The sequence below is a fragment of the Ignavibacterium sp. genome (assembly GCF_025998815.1).
GTDB lineage: Bacteria > Bacteroidota > Ignavibacteria > Ignavibacteriales > Ignavibacteriaceae > Ignavibacterium.
The window spans coordinates 3,012,666-3,036,124 of the sequence record NZ_AP026678.1; the positions used below are offsets into that span (position 1 = coordinate 3,012,666).

The following is a 23,459-nucleotide window of genomic DNA, read 5'->3' on the forward strand; positions in this document are numbered from 1 at the left end:
TATGAATGATAATTGTGCTAATTGTCCTGCTCATAATCTTTCCAATCTTAAAAAACTTGGAATTGATATGAGTAGTTTTGATTATGTTGTAGCACTTGCCGGAAATCCGAACACAGGCAAGAGTACAGTTTTTAATTATCTTACCGGGTTAAAGCAACACACTGGTAATTGGCCTGGCAAAACTGTTACAAGAGCCGAAGGTGGTTTTGAGTATAATGGTAAAAAGTTCAAACTAGTTGATTTGCCAGGTACATATTCACTTCTTTCAACAAGTGTTGATGAAGAAGTAGCAAGAGACTTTATATTATTTGGTCAGCCGGATGTTACAGTAATTGTTATTGATGCAACTCGTGTTGAAAGAAATTTAAACCTCGTATTACAAATTCTTGAAATAACTGACCGTGTTGTAATTTGTTTGAACCTGATGGACGAAGCAAGACGAAATAAAATTGAAGTTGATGCCCGAACACTATCAAAAGAACTTGGTGTACCCGTTGTTCCTGCTGCTGCACGACAGGGAGAAGGAATGACCGAGCTTTTAAAGTATATTTATGAAGTTGCAACAGGTTCATATATATGTAAACCTTACCGGATTAAAAGTAAATCAAGAGAGTTGAATGAAGCCATAGATAAATTAAGCAAAGCAATTCAGCAGGAATTTCCGAATCTTCCGAATACACGATGGGTTGCTCTAAGACTGCTTGAAGGAGACCAGAACATAATTGATGCTATACGAAGTGGTGAACTTGGAAATCTCAATTCACCAAAAGTTGTTGAATTACAGGAAGCATAGTGTAAATAACTGTTGTGTAATTATAAGGTAAAAGAATATGGAAAAAGTTTTTGATCCACGGGAAAGAATAATCGCAGAAGCAAACAAGCTTCGGTGGGAACTTGGTGAAAATATTCATGATATTCTGATGGAAAATATTTATGAGAACGCTTCTGATATTGCTAAAAAAACAGTCAGGTATCCGGACAAAGAGGTAGCGTTCAGTTTCGATAGAACATTAGACAAGATTCTTACAAGCAAGTACCTCGGCTTTCCTATTATGTTCATTATGCTCGGAGTAGTTTTCTGGTTAACAATTCAAGGTGCAAATTATCCTTCCGGACTTTTAGCAAATTTATTGGTTGATACAATTCATCCTGCTTTGAAAGCATTTGCAACTGATATAAGACTTCCCTGGTGGTTAAGCGGAATATTAATAGACGGAGCATATCTGGCTATGGCATGGGTTGTAAGTGTAATGCTTCCTCCAATGGCAATCTTTTTCCCATTATACACTTTGCTCGAAGATTTTGGTTATCTGCCAAGAGTGGCTTTTAATATGGATCCACTTTATAAAAAAGTTGGTGCCCACGGAAGACAAGCATTAACAATGGCAATGGGGTTTGGTTGCAACGCTGCAGGAGTAATTGCAACAAGAGTAATTGATTCACCGAGAGAAAGATTAATTGCAATCATAACAAATAACTTTTCACTTTGTAACGGAAGATGGCCAACACAAATTTTGATAGCAACAGTTTTTATTGGTAGTGCTGTTCCAGCATATCTGGCAGGAATAGTTTCAGCTGCCGCAGTAGTGTTTGTAGCTGTGTTGGGAATATCATTTAGTTTACTTGTGTCATGGTTTCTTTCAAGAACTTTATTAAAAGGCGAAGCTTCAGCATTTAGTCTTGAATTGCCTCCTTACAGACCACCCAGAATTCTTCAAACACTTTATACTTCTTTAATCGACAGAACGATTTTTGTATTATGGCGAGCAATAGTGTTTGCAATTCCAGCGGGAATGTTAATCTGGCTTGTTGCAAATGTTACAATTGATGGAGTCTCTATCGCAAATCATTTTATCAGATATGCTAATCCTATTGCATTTGTATTCGGACTTAATGGTGTAATATTTCTCGCATATATAATTGCAATTCCTGCTAATGAAATTGTTATTCCTACAATTTTAATGTTAACAGTTGCAAATCTCGGAATTCAGGGAGTTGGTGCTGGTAGCGGAGTTATGTTTGAACTTGAGTCCACTGCTGATGTTGCTTCTATTCTGCAAGCCGGAGGTTGGACACTTCTTACCGGAATTAATCTTATGCTTTTTAGTTTATTACACAATCCTTGTTCAACAACAATCTTTACAATTTATAAAGAAACAAAAAGCTGGAAGTGGACTTTAGTTTCAACTTTTCTCCCAATAGCGATGGGACTAACTATAACATTTTTTGTTACACAAATCTGGAGATTATTAACTAATTAATGATGAATAATATGGTAGATTCTAAAACGAAAAAAATCTGGAAGAAACGACTGCAGGAAGAAATTGATGCAGCTTTTCTTTATAAAACTCTGTCTGAAATTGTAAAAGATGAGAAAAAGAAATCGCTTTATGAAAAATTATCTGAAATAGAAAACAAACATGTAAATGTTTGGATAGAACATCTGAAAAAAAATTCAATTCCTTTCGAAAATCTTAAACCAACAATTAAAGCAAAGCTATTAAGTAAATTCAGTAAAAAGTATGGTCCATCACTTCTTAACAGAATGATGTTGATGGAAGAATCATCAGAAGTAAAATCATATCTGAACTTGTATAAAAATTCCGATTCATCTCAAACGAAAGATATTGCATTGAAATTGGCAAAGGATTCTGCAATGCACGCACAATCATTAATGTCCTCATCAGGGGCGCAATCCGAACCGTGGCATACAGCAGAATCAGGCGGTTTATTAAGAAATGTTGTTTATGGTTTTAACGATGGTCTAACTGCAAACTTTGGTTTAATTGCAGGAGTAATTGGCGCAGCTGCTCATCCCCATATCATCTTGATTTCTGGAATTGCCGGAATGATAGCTGATGCTCTTTCAATGGGTTCATCGGGTTATTTGGCTGCTGTTAGTGAAAAAGAAGTTTATGAACATGAAAAAGCTATGGAAGCTGAGGAAATTAAATTAATGCCAGAACTTGAAACCGAAGAGCTTGCCTTAATCTATGAAGCAAAAGGAATTTCAAAAGACGAAGCACTCAAACGGGCAAAAGAAATAATGCAGAATCCAGAACAAGCATTGGATGATAAAATGCACGAAGAGCTTGGTTTAGCAGAAAGAAGTATTAGTCCTCTTACTGAAGGTTGGGTAACAGGATTATCAACTGCAATTGGTGCTTTGATCCCGATATTTCCGTTTTTCTTTCTGAAAGGTCCGGTTGCTATATGGAGTTCTTTTATTATTTCAATGCTTTCTCATTTTCTGGTTGGTGCGGCAAGAAGTTTTTTCACAGGACGAGGAATTTTCAGAAGCGGATTTGATATGTTTATTGTTGGTTTCGGTGTAGCAGCAGTTGGATATGTTATTGGTGATTTAATTCTAAAATTATTAATGTGAGTTTGTTTATATGAAAACTATTCGACTTCTTTCCTGGAATGTTAATGGTATTCGTGCTGTTCACAAAAAAGGTTTTGTAGATTGGGTCTTGAAAGAAATTCCTGATATTCTTTGTTTGCAGGAAACAAAAGCTCATCCGGCTCAGTTACCAAAAGAATTACTTTCGATAAATGGTTATCAATCTTTCTTTTCATCTTCAAAAGTTAAAAGGGGTTATAGTGGCGTTGCAGTTTATACTAAATTAAATCCTGTTGATGTTAAATATGGTTTTGATATTCCCAGATTTGATGATGAAGGAAGAACACTCATCCTTGATTACAAAGAATTTGTTTTGTTTAACATTTACTTTCCGAATGGTAAAATGTCGGATGAAAGATTAAAATATAAATTGGACTTCTATGATGCCTTTCTTGAATATGCTAATAAACTGATACAACAAGGAAGAAAAGTAATTGTTTGTGGTGATGTGAACACTGCACACAAAGAAATTGATCTTGCACGACCGAAAGAAAATGAGAAAACATCAGGTTTTCTTCCAATCGAAAGACAATGGATCGATAAATTTTTAGCAAATGGTTTTGTGGATACATTCAGAATGTTTAACGATCAACCGGGAAATTATACTTGGTGGAATATGCAAACCCGGGCACGTCAAAGAAATATCGGCTGGAGAATTGACTACTTTTTTGTTTCAGGAAACTTTAAAGACAAAGTAAAAAATGCTTTTATTCTTTCTGATGTAATGGGTTCTGATCATTGTCCAATCGGGATAGAAATTCTTACTGATACAGCCAATTGAATTTTTTATTTGACATTCTTGTTTTAACTTCAAATCAATAAATAAACTAATCGGAAATGAAACACTTTGGAATTTTTTTATTGGTGATTTGTACGGTATATCTTCAAGCCCAATCTAATTCTACTGTTGAGGCAAGCGCTGATATTGTGTTTGATTCATTTGACTCTGTAAATGATACTTTAATCAATGCAGGAATCTTAGTTTCTTTGGAAAAAGATTGGCATATCTACTGGCGAAATTCCGGTGATAGCGGAATACCAACTTCATTTGAATTTGATTTACCCGAAAATTTCAGGTTAACAGAATTAAAATGGCCTCTTCCAAAAATATTTGAGTTTGAAGGTTATGCAAGCTATGGTTACGAAAACAAAGTATTATTTCCATTTCAAATAATATTGCCTACTGAAAGAACATTAAATTCATTTCCAATCAGAGTAAAACTTAAATCACTTATTTGTAAAGATGTTTGTAAGCCGTTTAACACAGAAGTAAGTAAGGTATTTGATTTGAATTCCACTCATCAATCTTCAACAGAAATAAAAGAACTTTTTAAAAATGCCCTTAATCAAATACCTGAAAAAAATTTTTTTATTGAGATTGATGCAAAAGAAATTGCAGACAAAGTTTTAATGAGTATTACCTCTCAAAGATTAAATCTGAAAAAAATTAAAAGCATACACTTTATCCCTTATGAAAATGGAATTTTCAGAAATAGTCTTTCTCAGAATTTCAAGTGGAATGATGAATCCATTCAACTTGAAATCGAATATGATCAATTCAAAACAAAAACGCCTGATTTAATTGAAGGAATTCTTTTATTGGAAATTTCATCGGAAGAAGGAGTTAAGAAAGTTGGATATGAAATCAGTGTAAAACTAAACTAATCAATAATATCTAAAGGAGGTTACAATGAAACTAAAAATCTTTTTCTCATTCATCTTTTTTCTGAGCACAACACTTTTTGCGCAGTCAGCAAAACTAAATGAAGCAGCTCCTGACTTTAAGCTGAAAGACTCAAATGGCAAAGAACATTCTTTAAGTGACTTTAAAGGTAAAGTAGTTGTGCTGGAATGGATAAACTACGATTGTCCGTTTGTTAAAAAACACTACAACTCGAAAAACATGCAATCACTTCAGGAAAAATACACCAAGCAGGATGTAATTTGGTTAGCTGTTTGCTCATCGGCGCCGGGTAAGCAAGGTAATTTTTCTACTGATGAAATAAATAAAAGAAGTAAAGAGCATGGTGCAAAGTTCACGGCATATCTGATTGATGAAGATGGTAAAGTTGGTAAAATGTATGGAGCCAAAACAACTCCTCACATGTTTATTATTAACAAAGACGGAAAGCTTGTTTATGCGGGAGGAATTGATGATAAAGCAAGTACCGATGTTGAAGACATACAGAAAGCAAAGAATTATGTTTCATCAGCACTTGATGAAATTCTCTCAGGTAAGCAAGTATCAGTTCAAAGCTCAACTCCCTATGGTTGCAGTGTGAAGTATTGAAATCTAAACTATGAATTCTCTATAAGGCAGTCACATCGGCTGCCTTTTTTATTTTATTAGTGAACTAAATTTCCAGGCAATTAGTTTACTGCATTATGAATGAAATAACACTAATATTTCCACATCAGCTTTTCAGGAATCATCCTGCAATTGAGAAAAGCAGAATAATTTATCTTATCGAAGATCCACTTTTCTTTAAGGATGTGCGATATCCTTTATCATTTCATAAAAAGAAACTCGTTTTTCATCGTGCTTCAATGAAAGCATATGAGAAATATTTATTGGATAATGGATATGAAGTTGTTTATATCAATTATTCAAATTTTGGTAAAGATGTTCGCTCAAATTATTTGTCAACAATATTCAATAAAGTGAAAGTCAGTTCATTTCATTATGCAGATGTTACTGATTTTATTCTTGAGAAGCGATTACAGAAAATGTCGAAAAACATTGATAAAGTTTTAGTTAGATATGAGTCGCCAATGTTTTTAACCGATGAAAAATTTCTTAAAGAATTCTTCTCAATGCAAAAAACATATCTGATGGCATCATTCTATATTGAACAAAGAAAAAGACTGAATATTCTGGTTGATAATGATAAACCGGCTGGCGGCAAATGGAGCTTTGATGAAGATAACAGAAAGAAACTTCCTTCTAACATAAAACTTCCGTCAATTAATTTTCCCGAAATATCAGACTTTGTTGTTGAAGCAATAGAATATGTTGAAAAATATTTCCCGGATAATCCTGGTAACAGTTTTGATTTTCAATATCCGGTAACATTTGAACAAGCCGAAGATTGGTTAAATGATTTTCTTGAGCACAGATTAGAACTTTTTGGTGATTATGAAGATGCAATTGATAAAACTGAGAATTTTCTGTTTCACTCATTGTTATCTCCGTTGGTTAATTCAGGGCTATTAACTCCAACTCAGATAGTAAATCAGGCAATTGAAATTTCCAAGAAGAAAAATATTCCATTAAATTCTTTAGAAGGTTTTATCCGGCAGATTATTGGCTGGCGTGAATATATTCGTGCAATTTATTTGCTCGAAGGAGTAAAACAGCGAACAACCAATTATTTTGGTTTTCATAAAAAAATGCCCAAAGCATTTTATGATGCCAATACAGGAATTGAACCTGTTGATAATGTCATTAAGAAAGTTCTTGATAATGCATATTCACACCACATTGAAAGATTGATGATACTGGGAAATTTTATGTTGCTCTGTGAAATCAATCCGAATGAAGTTTACAAATGGTTTATGGAAATGTACATTGATGCTTATGATTGGGTAATGGTTCCTAATGTTTATGGAATGAGTCAGTATGCTGATGGTGGATTGATCTGTACTAAACCTTACATCTCATCTTCCAACTATATCAGAAAAATGAGTAATTTTGATAAAGCTGATTGGTGTGAAATCTGGGATGCGTTATTCTGGAGATTTATTTATAAGCATAAGAAAGTCTTTGAAAAAAATCCGAGAATGAGTATGATGGTTGTACAGTTGAATAAAATGGATGGAGCAAAACTCAACAGACATCTGAAAATTGCAGATTCATTCCTAAAAAAAATATTTAATAATGGTTAACGAAAAAAGAGTTCGGCTACTTCAAAAAGGAAATGAAACTCCCGGTCCGATTGTTTATTGGATGAGCAGAGATCAGCGAGTTCACGATAACTGGGCTTTAATATTTTCTCAGCAACTCGCATTAGAGAGACAAAAACCACTCCTAGTTTTATTTAATCTCGTTCCGAATTTTCTGGAAGCAACAATCAGACAGTATGGTTTTATGCTGAAAGGAATTGAGCAATTAGAAGTGGAACTAAAGAAGTACAAAATTCCTTTCGTCCTTTCACTCGGAAATCCTGAAAAAGAAATTCCTGATTTTCTGAAAAGGATAAATGCAGCAATTCTGGTTAGTGACTTTGACCCTCTAAGGATCAAAAGAATCTGGAAACGGGATGTTGCTAAAAAAATTTCCATACCTTTTTATGAAGTTGATGCTCATAATATCGTTCCTTGTCTTTATGTTTCGAATAAAGTTGAGTTTGGTGCTTACACAATTAGACCGAAAATTCACAAAGCACTTCCGGAATTTCTTGATGAATTTCCCAAGCTGAAGGTTATGAAAAATCACGAATTAAATTATGAATCTATTGATTGGTCTAAAGCAGAGAAATCTCTGAATATAAATCTTGATGTAAAAGAAATTGACTGGCTAATACCGGGAGAAGCAAATGCTCAGAAAGTATTGAAAGATTTTCTGGAAAACATATTCGATAATTATGCAGAAGATAGAAACGATCCAAATAAAAATGCTTTATCTAATCTTTCACCATACTTGCATTTTGGACAAATCTCAGCACAAAGAATTGCGCTAACAGTAGAACAATTTTATGGAAATCATCCTTCTGCACAATCCTTTCTTGAAGAACTAATTGTAAGAAGAGAATTATCTGATAATTTTTGTTACTTCAATCCAAAATACGATTCATTTGATGGATTTCCCGATTGGGCAAAGAACACACTTAATGAGCACAGAAAAGATAAAAGAGAATTTGTTTATTCGCTTGAAGATTTTGAGCAAGCAAAAACTCACGAAGATTTATGGAATGCTGCTCAACTTGAAATGGTAAAAACCGGAAAGATGCACGGTTATATGAGAATGTACTGGGCAAAAAAAATTCTTGAATGGAGTAAATCACCAGAGGATGCATTAAAGATTGCAATTTATCTTAATGATAAATATGAGCTTGATGGCAGAGATCCGAATGGCTATGTTGGTTGTGCCTGGTCAGTTGGTGGAGTTCATGATCGTGCTTGGACAGAAAGACCAGTTTTTGGTAAAATCAGATATATGAATCTAAACGGTGCAAAAAGGAAATTTGATGTTGATTCGTATATAAAAAAATTTATCAGCTAAACAGGTTATTTTTTCAAATTTATTCTCAATTTGGGGCAAATAAATATTCCACAGCTTTAATTTTCTTCAATAATCGAATTTTTAACTCGGTATAATCTTTGGGAAATAAAATTAACCTAAAATAAAAGGAGTTTTGGTTTCCCGGGGATATTATGAAAAATTACTCACAAAAACTGCAGTTAAAACTCACCATTGAATTTGCAATCTTTTTCATAATCGTATCAGCCGTAATTTATGTTTTTACTACCGATAAATTTGAAACCGACCTCAAAGAAAAGTTTGAATATAAAGCTTCTATTTTCGCAAACTACTTAGAACAAAATCCTCAATTCTTTTGGACTGACTCAATTGATAATAAAGAACTTTTACAAAGATTAGCCGAGCTCAATAATGCTGAGTACCTTGTAATTGAAAACAGTCGAGGAAAACTTATTGATGCAATAAATCTTGATGTGGCAGAAAAATATCTTTACATAAGATCAGATGTAGAAGGTGGAATCTCTGCAGATAAACAGATTTATAGAATTGCTAAACAACTCTATCCGACAAAAATTCTTGCTGGTAAATTTTATGCAGGGTTTAAGGCATCAGAACAGATATCGAAGTTAGAAAGAATAAAACTTTTAACTGCACTTTTCAGCTTAACCGTTTTGCTGACTGGAATAATAATTACTTATATCCTCAGTTTACTTTCATTCAGACCAATTCTTGCAATTATTGAAGCTTTAGACCGAACTATAAAGGGTAACTATACGGTAAAAATTAAGTATGAAGGTAAGAATGAATTAGGATTGCTTGTTGACAAAATAAATGATGTTCTTGATGAGTTACAGAAAAAAGCTGAGAACAATGAAAAACTTGATCAGAAAATAACTGATGTTCTTCGGGAAAGATTATCTGAAGTTGGAGCGGAAATTTCCGAACAGGAATATGCAAAACGAATATTGAAGAAGAGTGAAGAGCAATTCAAACTTCTTTTTGAAAATGCACCAATTGGAATGGTTATCATATCGTCTGAAGGAAGAATAATGAGCATTAATAAATCCTTCTGTGATACTCTGGATTATGATAACGAAGAATTGCTTGGTGTGCCAATCAAATACCTTTTTGAAAAAGATGAAATTCCATTTTACATAATAAAGAATAGTAAGAATGAAAGTGTAATCAGAATTTCTGATATCAATTCTGAAAAGAAATTGATTAAAAAAGATGGTAAAGAAATAAATGTAATAGTGAAATCCGTTGGTGTAGAAGATGAGAATGGTGATATTGACCATTATATAATGCAGTTGCTTGATATAACTGCAATTAAACGTGCTCAGCAGGAATTGATTAAAGCTCTCGAAAGAGCAGAGCAGTCTGATAAACTCAAAACTGCTTTTCTTGCTCAGATGTCACACGAAATCAGAACACCATTAAATGTAATCTTAACTTCAATTCCACTGTTTGAAGATTTAATTCCCGAGGGTGACGATGAAATGAAAGTAATCCTTGACTCAGTTAAAAGTGCCGGCAAGAGATTACATAGAACTATTGATATGATTTTGAATATGTCTTCTGTCCAAAGTGGTAATTATAAACCTCATTACGAAAGTTTCAGTTTATCTGATGATCTGAAGAAATTAACAGAAGAGTTCCGTTCATTAAGTGAAGACAAAGGACTTACACTTAACTTCACAAATCTTGCAGGTAGTACTTTTATTACTGCTGACAGATATACAGTAAATCAGATTTTCCAGAATCTTATTGGTAATGCAATCAAATACACACAAAAAGGATTTATTGATGTAATATTAAGAGAGCAGCCAAATAAAAAACTTAAAGTTGAAGTACGTGATACCGGAATCGGAATGAGTAAGGAATATCTCCAAAATATTTTCACTCCATTTTCTCAGGAGCATTCCGGCCATAAGAGAGAATATGAAGGCAATGGACTTGGTTTGGCTTTAGTTAAAAAATATGCAGAAATAAATCATGCGGAAATTCATGTTGAAAGTGAAAAGGGTAAAGGTTCTGTATTTTCTGTTGTATTCGATAGAGAAATTGATTTATCAGTCCTGAAAAATCTAGATAATACAAAAGAGGTTGAAAAGAAATAGATTTCAAATCTCACATCTGATTATCCTATCTTCATTATATTTGCACACCTGAATTATCCGATAAATTAACCATAAGGTTTTATAATGTTTAAAGTCGTTTTGATAAAAGGCGATGGCATTGGACCAGAAATAGCGGATGCTGTTGTCAGAATTTTTGATGCTGCTAAAGTTCCAATAACCTGGATTGAAAAACAGGCGGGATTAAATGTAATTGAAAAACATCCAACAGGAATTCCCGAAGATACATTAGAAGCTATTCAGACATATAAAGTTGCGCTTAAAGGACCAACTACCACTCCGGTTGGAACAGGGCATAAATCTGTAAATGTAACTTTGCGAAAATCACTTGAGTTGTATGCTAATGTTCGTCCTGCAAAGTCATTACCTGGTGTAAGAACAAGATTTGATAATGTGGATTTAATAATTGTTCGTGAGAATATTGAGGACACTTACGGTGGCATTGAACACCATCAAACAGCAGATGTTGCACAAGGATTAAAATTAATTACTCGTCCGGGTTCAATCAGAATCGCAAAATATGCTTTTGAAATGGCAAGACTTTATGGAAGAAAAAAGGTTATGGCAGTTCATAAAGCAAATATTCATAAGCTGACAGATGGTCTTTTTCTCAAATGTTTTTATGAAGTTGCAAAAGATTATCCGGAAATTCAATCAAGCGATTTAATTGTTGATAATACCTGTATGCAGCTCGTAACAAATCCTGAAAGATTTGATGTTTTGGTTCTTCCGAATTTGTATGGCGATATTGTCAGCGACCTTTCGGCAGGATTAGTAGGCGGATTGGGAGTAGCTCCCGGTGGAAATATTGGTGATGATGTTGCAATATTTGAATCAGTGCATGGTTCTGCACCTGATATTGCAAGACAAGGAATTGCTAATCCAACTGCGCTTTTGTTATCTTCATTTCAAATGTTGCAGCATATTGGTCTTCATCTGACAAAAGCAAGAATTGAAAAAGCACTTATTGAAACTCTGAAAGATGGAATTAAAACAAGAGACCTTGGTGGTAAAGCCGGTACGGTTGAATTTGCTAATGCAATCATCTCTCATTTAGAAGAGCCGGCTAAAGATGAGTTCAAAGAACCTTCTCCACTAAGAATTTTGAGTGAACTTCTCCCAACTCATAAAGAAGTTACCGAGGATTGTCACGGAGTTGATATATTCGTAGAAAATCCTGGTGGAATTCCAAAAATGCCAGAGCAAGTAGGTAAGCTTAAACTTAAGATGATTTCTAATCGAGGTACAAAGGTCTATCCCGGACCATTGCCCAAAATCTGGCTTGTGGATCATCATCGATGCCGATATGTAGCCAGAGATGAAAATGATAACTTAATTAATATCGGTGATGAAGAAATTTTTAACCTAATCAAAGAAGTTTCTGCTTATGGAATCAAATGGATGCATATCGAAAAACTTCAGTTATTTGATGGCGAATTAGGATATTCGAAAGCTCAGGGAGAGTAGATCTAATTTATTCTTCATTCGTAAAATTGAATATTTTAATTCTGATTATTTATCGTTTCTAAAAAATTAGATGAGCATATGAATAGTTACAAAGTTCTACTTTTTTATAAATATGTAGAAGTACCCAACCCGGAAAGGTTAGTTGAAGAACATTTGAATTGGTGTTTACAGAATGATATTCTTGGAAGAGTTTTCTTTGCAAAAGAAGGAGTTAATGGGACAGTCTCCGGAACACTGGAAAATATAGAAAAATATAAAAAACATCTGACAAGCTATCCCGAATTTTCTGATATCTGGTTTAAAGAAGATGATTCGGATTCACACGCCTTCAAAAAAATACATGTTAGATTGAAAAAAGAAATTGTTCACGGTGATTTGGAGGATGTTAAGCTCGAGCATGGTGGTAAAAAACTCTCTCCGGAAGAGCTTTTAAAATTTTATGAGGAAGGAAAAGAGTTTGTGATTATTGATGCGAGAAACTGGTATGAAAGTATGATTGGAAGATTTAAGAATGCAATCACACCTCCTCTCAAAAATTTTCGTGAATGGAAAAAATATGTTGATGAAGAACTTATCAAATTCAAAGATAAGCCGGTGGTAACTTATTGCACTGGCGGAATAAGATGTGAAAAAGCTTCAGCTTATCTTGTCGAAAAAGGATTTAAGGAGGTCTATCAGATAAATGGAGGAATATTCAACTTTATAAAAAAATATCCTGATACTTATTGGGAAGGCGGAATGTTTGTCTTTGATGAGAGAAGAGTTGTCTTACCAAATTCAAAACCGGAATTGAAGCATATAGCAAAATGTTATTTCTGTGGCGAACCCACTTCTTACTACATCAATTGCCATAATGTTGATTGCGATAGAATTATTGTATGCTGTCACGAATGTAAAGTTAAAAATGAATATTGCTGTTCAGATGAGTGCAGGAAGAGTCCGAACAAAAGGAAAACATATCACGGATAATCTTATTTACTTGATAGCTCGTAGTTTAAAGTAAACTTCCTCTGGCGAGAAAATTCCGGCAAAGAACCTTTCATAGATAACGGGCTCGATATTAACAATAAAATCCATCCATTTCAGAATGGGGAAATGAGAAGTAATAAATCTTTTCTCCAAAACTTCAAACTGAGCTCCGGTTTCATAGTTAGTTCTATGATCCAATTTCCATTTTTCATAAAACTTTAGCTTTTTATTTCCAATGTACTCGTAATTGTCAAATGTTCGGATAGAAAAAGGAATTTTATGATCAGGATCGCCGAAATACTTAGTATTCAGGAAAAATGGAGCATAAACGATTAAAATTCCGTTTGGCTTCAGGATTCTGTAAAGCTCGGTGATAGTTTTATTAAAATTATTTATATGTTCCAGAATGTGAGAAGCGAATATTTCATCGAATGTATTATCTTCAAAAGGGTAAGGGAAAGAATTCAGATCATGAATCTGGTTTCCGCCATAATCTACGATATCCAGATTTATATATCCTTCCTTTAAGTCTTTTCCACAACCGAGATTAAGTTTTTTCATTATCCATGCATCAAGGGTTTGTTGGGTAAATTTTTTACAATTTCAGCTTCAATTTGGGTCAGTTCATCCAATCTTTTTCTGACCAATTCCTCATCAAAATAAAGTTTAGCAAGTTTTATAAAAGTAACATAGTGACCGGCTTCGGAATCCGACAATTCTTTGTAAAATTTCCTCAGGTCTTCATTCTCTATATTTTCGGCAAGAATTTGTAACCTTTCGCAAGAACGTGCTTCAATAATGCCCGCAGTCAGTAGTCTGTCAAGCATTCTCATTGGCTCATTTTTATTTACAAATGATAACAAACTTTTGGCATATTCATCACCTTCATCTCTTCCCAAAGTCAAATTCATTTTGTCCAAAAGTTTAATCACCGAACGATAATGACCAATTTCTTCTTCAACCAGGTCAGACATAATGAGAGAAATTTCTTTTTTATCAAAATAAGTCGAAAGCAGACTCATACCTGTACCAGCTGCCTTCTTTTCACAATGAGCATGATCCATTATAATAGAAGGTAGATTTTCCAATGCAAATTTAATCCACTCAGGCTTAGTTTTATTTTTCAGGCAAAGCATATACAAATTTAGTAAAGAAAACTAAATGGGCATAAAAAAACCCGACTTTTTGAGTCGGGTTAACCTGCCAGGTGCAGTTTTAATAGAAACAATATTTTAATTGGCTACCATTTCGTCCAAACCGTTAATTTTCAGCTCCTCAACCTTAAGTCTGGCAACTCCCTTTCTCATCAATCCCAATTCGTGGGCAGCAGCTTTAGAGAGGTCCAAATCCCTGCCTTCGATATAGGGACCTCTGTCGTTAATTCTAACGACGATTGATTTACCGTTTTTAGGATTGGTGATTCTTAACAAAGTTCCAAACCTAAGACTTTTATGAGCTGCGGTATAGGACATTTGGTCGAATTTTTCACCATTTGCGGTCTTCCTGCCATGGAAACCTGGTCCATACCAGGAAGCTTTCATTGTTCCGAGGTCAACATAATCCACTAAGCTCGGATCAAAGTTTGGTAGTTTTGTTTCTAATGAGATCTCGTTGGCATCCGTGGTTGGCAATGTCGGTGTATCATCGTCGTTAATTACAAATGTAAAACCAACCAACGCAATAAATACCAGAAATAATAATGCTTTTACTATCGATCTCAATAAGTACCTCACTATTTGTTTAACATAACTTACAGTACAAATTTAACCCGACATTTATGACTGAACAATTTACTTATGCCGCAGAAAATCTATATCACAACCAGTTAAATATTCGACTTTAATGGTTTATAGGTTGAAATCTTCTTATTAAAAGTAGTTTTAAGACTGTTGGGCACTTTTACTTTGTATATTTGTATAAGCTTAAAAAATCCGGAGCGTATATGTCAAAGAAAAATTCAAAAATAGTTCTCCGAATATTAATTCTTTCTTTAGTAACTCTTATTTTGACCGCATCGGCCAATATCAACCTTTCAGTTGCTAAGATTGAACCGAGATTCTATTTATCGAATTATACTACCTTTTCACCCGAGGATGAGGTAAGAGTAAATCTTTATCTTTATAGTCCGGTTAAGAATAAGTTTTCCTACAAACTATTAAAAATCAATGACATAGAGACTTTTTTCTCCAAATTGGACGAAAATAGACGGACCTACAATTTTGATGTATGGAGTAAGGATACCGAATTGCTGCTTCAATATACGAGTTTGATAAGGCAATGGTCAGATAAAAATATCTTCTCAGGATATAATCAGAATATAAACATTGGCAAAATCGATTCACCCGGAATCTACCTCTTACAAGTGGTTAATGGGAAGGCAATAGCATATTGTCCAATTGTTGTAACGGATAAAGCAATTGTATTCAAGAAATCCAACAGGAAAATTCTGGCTTATGTTGCTGATGCCAAAACGGGAAAATTCATTAAGAACACTAAATTCAAAGTTCTGGCTGGAAGTAATTTTCTTTTTGAGCAAAAATCAGATAATGATGGAATTGTATTTAAGGAGCTAAGAGACACTAAACTAACGAATGGAGTGGTTCAGATTTTTGCTTTTACTGATGATGAAACATTGGTTTTCAATCCTTATTCCTATTTCGATCAAAGCAATGCTGTAAAATTAACGGCCTACATTTATACCAACCAGCCAGTCTATCGGCCAGCTCAGGAAGTCAACTTTAAGGCGATTATGAGAAAAGTCAACCAAAATGAGTTGGAAAATTTCTCAGGCAAGAAAGTGGCTGTAAGAATAAAATCCCCAAAGAACAAGGAAGTTTATTTCAAAGAATTAACAACGAATGAATTTGGAACCGTTGCAGGTAACTTTATTCTTGATGAGGAAGCTGATTTGGGAAATTACAGTATCCTTCTTCAAGTAGATGGGATAGATTATTATGGTTCCTTTTCAGTTGAGGAATATAAAAAACCAGAATATAAAGTGAATATTGAATTGGATAAGAATCAATATTCATCGGGAGATGAGATTAACGGTATTGTTTCAGCAGATTATTATTTTGGTTCTCCGGTAAAAAATGGTATTGTTCAAGTTAACATTTACCGTGAAAGATTCTGGCGTCCCTGGTGGTATTTTTCAGAGTACAAATGGTTCTATCGTAATTTCGAAAAGTGGTCTCCTTACTACGGCGGTGGAAAAGAATTAATTCAACAGATTGAAGGCGAACTTGATGATGAAGGTAAATTTCACTTCAATTATTCTATTGAAGATAAAATAGAAAATGATTTCCGATATTCTGTAGTGGCGACTGTAACTGATGCATCAAGAAGAGCTACCGAAGGTACAGTTGATTTTTTTGTTACGAGAGGTTCTTTCACAATCTCAACCTCACCTGAAAAGTATTTTTACGGTACTGATTCAGAAGTAAAGTTGAGAATTAACTGCTTTGATTTTAATGATAAACCTGTCTCGACTGACTTTAAAGTAATCATTACTTATCCTCAGGATAAATTGATGCGTCCGGGAATTATATCTGACACTTTGTTTGGCAAAACAGATGAAAGAGGTAATTCATTAGTCCGCTTCAGACCTAAAGGCAATCTTACAGGGCGATTTAGTTATTCCGTTTTCGCATCAGATGAAAAAGGTAGAGAGATTAATGCCTCAAGTTCATTTTTTATTGGTAATTATAAAGATTATTACTACAACAGAACTTCATCAGGACTTGAGATTGTTACAGATAAAGATGCTTATGAAAAAGGGGAAGAGTTGAATGCTGTTATTTTTGTCCCGAATGAAAACCAGGAGTTGCTTTTAACTTATGAAAGCGACGACATCTTTAATTATAGAAAAGTAGTAACGAACAACAACTCATTTCATATCAAAGAAAAACTTACAGACAAGTTTTCACCGAGTTTTTCAATCTCGGTAAGTTATATCAATGGCAGGATGTTATATTCAACCTCAAAGTTAATCGGAGTATTACCTAAAGATAAATTTCTTGATATTGAATTATTACCATCAAAACAAGTTTACAAACCAGGTGAAAAAGCGAGTTATAAAATCATAGTTAAAAATTATCGTGGTTATCCGGTCAGAAATACTGAGCTTTCATTCGGAGTAGTTGATGAAAGCATTTACGCAATCAAAGAAGACCAAACCCAGCCGATTGAAACATTCTTTTATTCTCCAAGACAAAGCTACTTTCCGGTTTATAACTCATTAAAAAGTTATAGGTTCTCGACAAACAGCAGAGAGGCGACATTTCTCGAGATGAATTATTTCAATTCTGATAAACCATCACAACCGGTTAATTATAAAAGTATTAAACTTTATGGAAAAGTAACTTTTGAAGATTCATCAATTACCAGAACTGAGTATAAAATCCTTCTCTTAGGAGATAAAAGAAGGTATCAATCTGATATTGACTCACTTGGTAATTATTACTTTAAGGATGTTAGAGTAGGGAAATATCAGGTTTATCTTGTAAGGAAAAAAATAGGAGGAATGCAACTGATTGAATTTCTTAATCTTGATTCTGATAGAAGATACGATATAAGAGTTGACCGCACAATGATTCCTGAGATGTATGAAGTTATGGTTTCCGATGAACGACCGATGATTCAACGATCAACTACAAATGCAATGCGTATTAGCGGAGATGTTGTATTCGAATCAGAACAATTAGATAAAGCTAAATTTTCCGAATTAGTGATTGAACAAAAGACAGATTATGTTCAGGCCGAAATTCGTTCGAACTTTCTGGATGCTCTGATTTGGAAAGCAAATCTTGTAACTGATAATAATGGTGTTGCTGAAGTTCAATTTAGTATTCCCGATAATCTTACTACCTGGCGAACGACTGTCAAAGGCATTACAAAATCTTCAGAAGTTGGTCAGAAGGTTGATAAGTTTATAAGCAGAAAAGACTTGTTAGTGAGAATGGAGACACCTCGGTTCTTAAGAGAAGGAGATGAAGTTATAATATCTACCATTGTTCATAATTACCTTTCAACTGAGAAGAAAACTAAAGTTGAATTCACATCTGATAGACTTTTACTTCTGGCATCGAAGATAAATTCAGTTTCTTATTCAAGTAATTTTTCCGGTAAGAAAATTTATGAAGTTAATATTCCTGCTAACTCTGAGTTAAGGATAGATTGGAAATGTAAAGTTAATTATCCACTAGGCGAAGCAAAACTAAAAGTTGAAGCATTAACAAATGAGGAGTCAGATGCACTTGAATTAAAAGTACCTATTCTTCCCAACGGAATAAAAATAGTCAATCCATTGGTTGCGAATTTTTCAGAGAACAAAATTAATGAAACACTGGAGTTTGAAATTCCTGAGAACATTGATTTGCTTTCCGCAAAGTTTTCTTTTTCCGTTTCTCCTTCTCTTGCAGGAACAATTCTTAAAGCATTGGATGATTTAGCTGGCTATCCTTATGGATGCGTAGAACAAACTATGAGCAGGTTTTTGCCAACAGTTATTGTTGCAAATACTTTTAAAGAAATTTCGGCTCCGCTGAATTCAAAAACCATTGAAGAACTTCCCAAATATGTTGAAGCCGGACTGAAACGATTATATGATTTTCAACATTCTGACGGTGGTTGGGGTTGGTGGACGAATGACAATACAAATCCTTTTATGACTGCTTATGTTATTTATGGTTTAACTCTTGCAAAACAAGCCGGTTATAATATTGACCAAACTATTTATGAATCAGGATTAAAAAATCTGAGAAAGCAAATAGAACTTGCTGATCCTAAAATTGACGAAACGACACTTGCATATATGATATACTCCTTAAGCTATGCAATGAAAGATTTCGATTATCAGAAGAAACTTTACTATCAAACAATTGATGTTTTACTAAAAAGAGATCTGGGTTCATATCCCCTTGCTCTTATAACTATTGCTTTGAATAATTTTGGCGAAAAAGAAAAAGCAAACCAAACTGCTGATAGGTTGATTAAACTTGCCAGGGAGGAATCCGGATTTGCAGTTTGGGGTGGCGAAACCTGGCATTATCGCTGGCAGAATGATAATGTCCAAGGAACTGCATTTGCTGTTAAAGCAATAATCAATGTTAAAGGTGATAGTGAGTTAATATCAAAGGCAGTAAGATGGTTGTTGAAAAAGAAACAAGGATTTTCCTGGCGTTCAACTCAGGAGACTGCGAATGTGATATTTGCATTAACAGATTATCTGAAACTGACCAAAGAATTAAACCCTGATTATTCTATCAAGGTGTCTGTAAATGAAAAGGAAATTTTCTCAAAAACTTTTTCTAAAAATGATATTTACACAGAACCTGAAGAAATATCACTTGCTGCTTCAAAAGATAATTTGTTAAAAAAGGGAAAGAACAAAATTATTATTCAGAAATCCGGAGACGGAAAAGTTTATTTCTCTGGATTAACGGAATACTTCTCTGTTGATTTTAATTCGCTGAATAATGAAAATGGTTTCAAAGTTAGGAGAGAATATTTTACACTCGAACCAAAACAGGTTGATGGAAAAATTATTTATGTAAAAGAAAAGTTCAACGGACAAATAACAAGTGGTAAAGAATTGTTAGTTAAAACTTATGTTGAAACAAAATCTTCCGAAATGGAGTACTTTATTCTTGAAGATATGCTGCCTTCAGGTTTTGAAGTTGTAAAAGATATTGATCGCTATGCAATAGAAGGTGAAAGTTATTATCCGATTTATGATGATTGGGGCTATAGACCCTGGCGTTGGCATTATGCTGACAGAGAATATCGTGATGAAAAAGTTGCTTTCTTTGTTACCAATTGTAGCAGTAAAATGGAATTCTCATATATCATAAGAGCACAAATTCCGGGTGAATATAAAATAATGCCTGCACAAGGTTATCTAATGTATTATCCTGAACTGAATGGATTTAGTGAAGTTGTGAATGTAATGGTTGAAGATACAAATTAAGCATTCACAATTGAAGTTTTATAGATTTGAAACATTTATTATAAAAAATATTTAGTCAAGAATTAGGAATCTTATTTTGTGAAAGAATAATCTTCCTTATTTGAGAAGCATCATTTTTCTATTTTCAATATAATTATTAAATCTTAATTGATAAAAATAAACTCCACTTGACAGATTATCACTAATAAAATCTATAGAATGTTTCCCTGGCATTTTTTCTTCATTAATGAGAGTTTTAATTTCTCTACCCAGTAGATCGTATATAATGAGTTTAACAAATCCTGCAGTATTAATCTCATAAGTTATTGTTGTTCTGGGATTAAAAGGATTTGGATAATTTTGGAATAATTTATAAGACGATAAATTATAATTTATACTATCTTTTTCAACAGATGTTATTTGATTGATTGTTGAAAAAAGAATTTTACCTCCAGGGCCACAAATCCAAACCAAAGAATCTTGACTAGAGCACATGGCTGAAAGATTATTAGTAACATATTTGTTTGCTATCCAAGATGTGCCACCATCGTTGGAAGTTAGAATATTACCTCCGGTTGAAACGGCAATTCCAACTTGTTCATCCATGAACTCAATGTCCATAAACCAGTCTGATATCGAGTCTGTATAGGTATTAACCCAAGTATGACCACCATCATTAGTTTTGTAAATTTTATCCATAGAAACAATACAACCATTACTAGCATCCCAGAAAAAAATACCATTTATATAATTATCACTCACCTGAATATTAATCCAGTTAAAGCCACCATCAGTTGTTTTTAATAGTGTACCTAATCCACCTATAAAACCGACATTTTCATTGACAAAAAACATAGATACTAAAGGACTTCCACCAGAATCGTTAATAGTTATAAAATTATTTCCACCGTTAGTGGTTATGAGGATTTTTCCATACTGACCTGCGACCAATCCTTTTGCACTGTCTAAGAAAAAGCAAGTATAATAAATCTTGCCATCCTCATAAATATTAGTCCAATCATTTCCACTATTGGTAGTCTTCAATATTTTTTGTCCAACAGCATAACCAATATTTTCATCCACAATAAATAATTTATTAAGTGCAAGATAACTGCTGTCGGAAATTTGCCTTATCCAATTGCTACCACCATCAGTTGTTTTGAATATTTCCCCTACACTACTTAAAATCCAACCAGAATCCTTATTTATAAAGCTGATATCATGTATAGAAATCTCTAAACCTTTTCGCAATTTTTGCCAGCTATTTCCTGCATCATTTGTTTTATAGATATTGCCATTTATTCCTACTATATAGAATATTGAATCATTAACGAAATCTACATATGAGAAAAAATCGGATATAAAATTTCCCAGTGAATGAGCGATCCAACTGTTACCATAATCGCTGCTTTTAGCAATTTCTCCAGTGTTTGAGAATAAAACCAGGATACTATCAGTGGTTAAGTAAGCATCTATAAATTTGTATGTGTTAAATGGTGAAACATTTTGCCAATCCTGACCTTTGTTAGTAGTTCTGAAAATCTTTCCTTGCCTGCCTATTGCAAAACCTGTATCAGAATTTAAAAAAAAGTATTTGGTTATCAGCATATGACCGGAAGTTTGAACGGTGCTCCAGGTTAATCCGGCATTAGTAGTTTTTAGACTAGTATAAAATTCTCTTCCAATAAAACCCAATGAATCATTTAAAAAATAAATTGTTGTATTTTTATATCCAGTGTTTAATGAATGATTAGACCAATTTAGACCATCATTTGTTGAATGAATAATTAAACCACTATCACCAACAATCCAAAAATTTCCTATATCTAAAAAATAGATTCCATTAAATCCTGAATGATTAGAAGTATTTAATTCAAACCAAGAATTTCCTCTATCAGTTGTTTTGAATAATTTTTCTCTTGTTAACATGTACCCAGTATTTTGATTTAAATATTTAATGTTTATAACAGCAGCTTTTTCAAGATTTTTCTCTACTAAATTCCAATTAGCTCCACCATCAGTTGTTTTAAATATTTCACCTTTAGAGCTATATATAAAACCAGTATCTTCAGTAAAAAAATGTGTACACAAAAGATCATTTCCAGTTGGAATTGGGCTTATCCATTGCCATTGGGGATAAGATATTGAATTTAGTAATAATAGAAATGTTGAGAATAAGCAGTAAATTTTCATTGTTTACCTCGAGATTGGCTTCTTAAAACTAATGTGAAAATTACTAAAAGTAAATAGTATAAGATATTTTTATACTTAAGATTTTTATTTTTTAAAACTATGTCCTTTATCTTCACCAACTTTTCTTCCCATCGAATGAATCATTTGTCTTAGTTCTGATACGTATTCAATAGGGTCGTAGGTTTTTTTGTTAGCGTAAATTCTGTATTTGTCTTTGTATTCATCAGGAGTGAAGTTTGGCATTATTACATTAGCACCAACGTTTAATCCTAATTTTCTGCCTTCAGGAGTGAGTGTTGAAAGAGCTGTTGTTGCTGGAATGTGAACATTTTTTAAAACAATTCTCGCTACTGCCATTGTCTTTAATGTTAAGTTTAAATCTGCCGGAGGAATATTTTTCATCGGAGTTTCAGGTGATGGAATAAACGGACTGAATGAACACATATCACAATCGATTTCTTCGCAAAGAAGAATATCATCCGCAATATCTTCAATTGTTTGACCGGGCAAACCGATAATGTTTCCGCTGCCCGCCTGAAATCCGATTGATTTCAGATATTTTAAGTGAGCTAAACGTTCTTCAAGTTTCTGATGTGAATGTAATGCCGAATATAATTTTTCATTGGCTGTTTCGTGTTTAAGTAAATATCGGTCAGCTTCGGCAGATTTCCATTCATTATATTCTTCAAAACTTCTTTCGCCTAAGCTTAAAGTTATTGCAACATCGCAATTATCTTTAATGCTTTTAATGATTCTTGTAATATCTTCTTTGCAGTAATAAAAATCCTCTCCCGATTGAAGAACGACAGTTTTAATTCCAGCAGAAAAAATTTTCCTGGCTGTTTCAATAATCTCATCAATACTCATACGGTATCGTTCTAAATGCTTATTGCTTTTCCTCAGTCCGCAATAAATGCAATCCTGTTCACAATAATTTGAAAATTCAATTATTCCTCGAAGATGAACATCATCACCACAGAATTCTTTTCTTACCGAATCAGCTTTTCTAAAAAGTTGAGAAATCTCTGTTTCATCATTTAAACTCAGAAGATAAACAATATCTTTTTTATCCAATTCCGGTTTACTCAGAACATCATAAAGACTTTTGCCTTCAGCTATGTAAATTTCCCGTTTCATAATCCG

General features: G+C 33.6%; 15 protein-coding genes and 1 pseudogene. 11 read left to right on the forward strand and 5 right to left on the reverse strand.

Going from position 1 to position 23,459, the window contains the following annotated elements; genetic code table 11:
- The first annotated feature begins 1 nt into the window (after position 1).
- The 10 genes and pseudogenes from feoB (at position 2) to Q0X14_RS13070 (ending at position 13,177) form a co-directional block, all read left to right on the forward strand.
- A pseudogene (gene feoB / locus Q0X14_RS15645) lies at positions 2 to 2,261 on the forward strand (ferrous iron transport protein B).
- Positions 2,262 to 2,272: 11 nt separating this feature from the next.
- On the forward strand, positions 2,273 to 3,385 hold the full coding sequence (locus tag Q0X14_RS13030) for a VIT1/CCC1 transporter family protein (protein WP_297839404.1): 1,113 nt from the start codon (positions 2,273 to 2,275) through the stop codon (positions 3,383 to 3,385).
- A gap of 10 nt (positions 3,386 to 3,395) precedes the next feature.
- Positions 3,396 to 4,184 carry an exodeoxyribonuclease III gene (locus Q0X14_RS13035; RefSeq protein WP_297839407.1) on the forward strand — a complete coding sequence of 263 codons (789 nt, stop codon included), beginning with the start codon at positions 3,396 to 3,398 and terminating at the stop codon, positions 4,182 to 4,184.
- 56 nt (positions 4,185 to 4,240) lie between these two features.
- Positions 4,241 to 5,068 carry a protein-disulfide reductase DsbD domain-containing protein gene (locus tag Q0X14_RS13040; protein ID WP_297839410.1) on the forward strand — a complete coding sequence of 276 codons (828 nt, stop codon included), beginning with the start codon at positions 4,241 to 4,243 and terminating at the stop codon, positions 5,066 to 5,068.
- A gap of 25 nt (positions 5,069 to 5,093) precedes the next feature.
- Entirely contained in the window at positions 5,094 to 5,693 is a 600-nt protein-coding gene (locus Q0X14_RS13045; RefSeq protein WP_297839413.1) for a thioredoxin family protein, read from the forward strand.
- Between the two features lie 95 nt (positions 5,694 to 5,788).
- The gene (locus Q0X14_RS13050) at positions 5,789 to 7,288 is read left to right on the forward strand and encodes a cryptochrome/photolyase family protein (RefSeq protein ID WP_297839416.1); all 1,500 of its coding nucleotides are present in this window, start codon (positions 5,789 to 5,791) and stop codon (positions 7,286 to 7,288) included.
- Positions 7,281 to 8,624: a deoxyribodipyrimidine photo-lyase gene (locus Q0X14_RS13055; protein ID WP_297839419.1), complete on the forward strand. Its 1,344-nt coding sequence runs from the start codon at positions 7,281 to 7,283 to the stop codon at positions 8,622 to 8,624. Before Q0X14_RS13050 ends, Q0X14_RS13055 begins: the two co-directional genes overlap by 8 nt.
- A gap of 152 nt (positions 8,625 to 8,776) precedes the next feature.
- Positions 8,777 to 10,723: an ATP-binding protein gene (locus tag Q0X14_RS13060; protein WP_297839421.1), complete on the forward strand. Its 1,947-nt coding sequence runs from the start codon at positions 8,777 to 8,779 to the stop codon at positions 10,721 to 10,723.
- Positions 10,724 to 10,807: 84 nt separating this feature from the next.
- Entirely contained in the window at positions 10,808 to 12,208 is a 1,401-nt protein-coding gene (locus Q0X14_RS13065) for an NADP-dependent isocitrate dehydrogenase (RefSeq protein WP_297839423.1), read from the forward strand.
- Between the two features lie 78 nt (positions 12,209 to 12,286).
- On the forward strand, positions 12,287 to 13,177 hold the full coding sequence (locus tag Q0X14_RS13070; protein WP_297839426.1) for a rhodanese-related sulfurtransferase: 891 nt from the start codon (positions 12,287 to 12,289) through the stop codon (positions 13,175 to 13,177).
- 6 nt (positions 13,178 to 13,183) lie between these two features.
- Here the strand turns inward: Q0X14_RS13070 and Q0X14_RS13075 are convergent, their stop codons facing one another.
- The 3 genes from Q0X14_RS13075 to Q0X14_RS13085 all read right to left on the reverse strand — a co-directional run bounded on the left by Q0X14_RS13075 (position 13,184) and on the right by Q0X14_RS13085 (position 14,898).
- Complete coding sequence (locus Q0X14_RS13075) at positions 13,184 to 13,738, reverse strand: class I SAM-dependent methyltransferase (protein ID WP_297839427.1); 555 nt, start codon at positions 13,736 to 13,738, stop codon at positions 13,184 to 13,186.
- Entirely contained in the window at positions 13,738 to 14,313 is a 576-nt protein-coding gene (locus Q0X14_RS13080) for a tRNA-(ms[2]io[6]A)-hydroxylase (protein WP_297839429.1), read from the reverse strand. The genes Q0X14_RS13075 and Q0X14_RS13080 overlap by 1 nt, the downstream gene beginning before the upstream one ends.
- Before the next feature lie 96 nt (positions 14,314 to 14,409).
- Positions 14,410 to 14,898 (reverse strand): septal ring lytic transglycosylase RlpA family protein, encoded by a 489-nt coding sequence (locus Q0X14_RS13085; protein WP_297839431.1) that lies wholly within the window; start codon positions 14,896 to 14,898, stop codon positions 14,410 to 14,412.
- A 221-nt stretch (positions 14,899 to 15,119) separates the two neighbouring features.
- Between Q0X14_RS13085 and Q0X14_RS13090 the strand changes: the two genes are divergently transcribed.
- A complete protein-coding gene (locus Q0X14_RS13090; protein ID WP_297839432.1) occupies positions 15,120 to 20,144 on the forward strand; it encodes an MG2 domain-containing protein in 5,025 nt (1,674 codons plus the stop codon).
- Between the two features lie 96 nt (positions 20,145 to 20,240).
- Here the strand turns inward: Q0X14_RS13090 and Q0X14_RS13095 are convergent, their stop codons facing one another.
- Both Q0X14_RS13095 and hydE read right to left on the reverse strand, forming a co-directional pair.
- Complete coding sequence (locus Q0X14_RS13095; RefSeq protein ID WP_297839435.1) at positions 20,241 to 22,316, reverse strand: YCF48-related protein; 2,076 nt, start codon at positions 22,314 to 22,316, stop codon at positions 20,241 to 20,243.
- An 84-nt stretch (positions 22,317 to 22,400) separates the two neighbouring features.
- Positions 22,401 to 23,453 (reverse strand): [FeFe] hydrogenase H-cluster radical SAM maturase HydE, encoded by a 1,053-nt coding sequence (hydE, locus tag Q0X14_RS13100; protein ID WP_297839438.1) that lies wholly within the window; start codon positions 23,451 to 23,453, stop codon positions 22,401 to 22,403.
- Positions 23,454 to 23,459: the final 6 nt, after the last annotated feature.

Bases quoted from the DNA above. Each gene is read 5' to 3' on its own strand.
- Q0X14_RS13035 (WP_297839407.1), top strand. From the start codon at position 3,396: ATGAAAACTATTCGACTTCTTTCCTGGAATGTTAATGGTATTCGTGCT.
- Q0X14_RS13030 (WP_297839404.1), top strand. From the start codon at position 2,273: ATGGTAGATTCTAAAACGAAAAAAATCTGGAAGAAACGACTGCAGGAA.
- Q0X14_RS13095 (WP_297839435.1), bottom strand. From the start codon at position 22,316: ATGAAAATTTACTGCTTATTCTCAACATTTCTATTATTACTAAATTCA.
- Q0X14_RS13070 (WP_297839426.1), top strand. From the start codon at position 12,287: ATGAATAGTTACAAAGTTCTACTTTTTTATAAATATGTAGAAGTACCC.
- Q0X14_RS13090 (WP_297839432.1), top strand. From the start codon at position 15,120: ATGTCAAAGAAAAATTCAAAAATAGTTCTCCGAATATTAATTCTTTCT.
- Q0X14_RS13075 (WP_297839427.1), bottom strand. From the start codon at position 13,738: ATGAAAAAACTTAATCTCGGTTGTGGAAAAGACTTAAAGGAAGGATAT.
- Q0X14_RS13055 (WP_297839419.1), top strand. From the start codon at position 7,281: ATGGTTAACGAAAAAAGAGTTCGGCTACTTCAAAAAGGAAATGAAACT.
- hydE (WP_297839438.1), bottom strand. From the start codon at position 23,453: ATGAAACGGGAAATTTACATAGCTGAAGGCAAAAGTCTTTATGATGTT.
- Q0X14_RS13045 (WP_297839413.1), top strand. From the start codon at position 5,094: ATGAAACTAAAAATCTTTTTCTCATTCATCTTTTTTCTGAGCACAACA.
- Q0X14_RS13060 (WP_297839421.1), top strand. From the start codon at position 8,777: ATGAAAAATTACTCACAAAAACTGCAGTTAAAACTCACCATTGAATTT.
- Q0X14_RS13065 (WP_297839423.1), top strand. From the start codon at position 10,808: ATGTTTAAAGTCGTTTTGATAAAAGGCGATGGCATTGGACCAGAAATA.
- Q0X14_RS13050 (WP_297839416.1), top strand. From the start codon at position 5,789: ATGAATGAAATAACACTAATATTTCCACATCAGCTTTTCAGGAATCAT.
- Q0X14_RS13080 (WP_297839429.1), bottom strand. From the start codon at position 14,313: ATGCTTTGCCTGAAAAATAAAACTAAGCCTGAGTGGATTAAATTTGCA.
- Q0X14_RS13040 (WP_297839410.1), top strand. From the start codon at position 4,241: ATGAAACACTTTGGAATTTTTTTATTGGTGATTTGTACGGTATATCTT.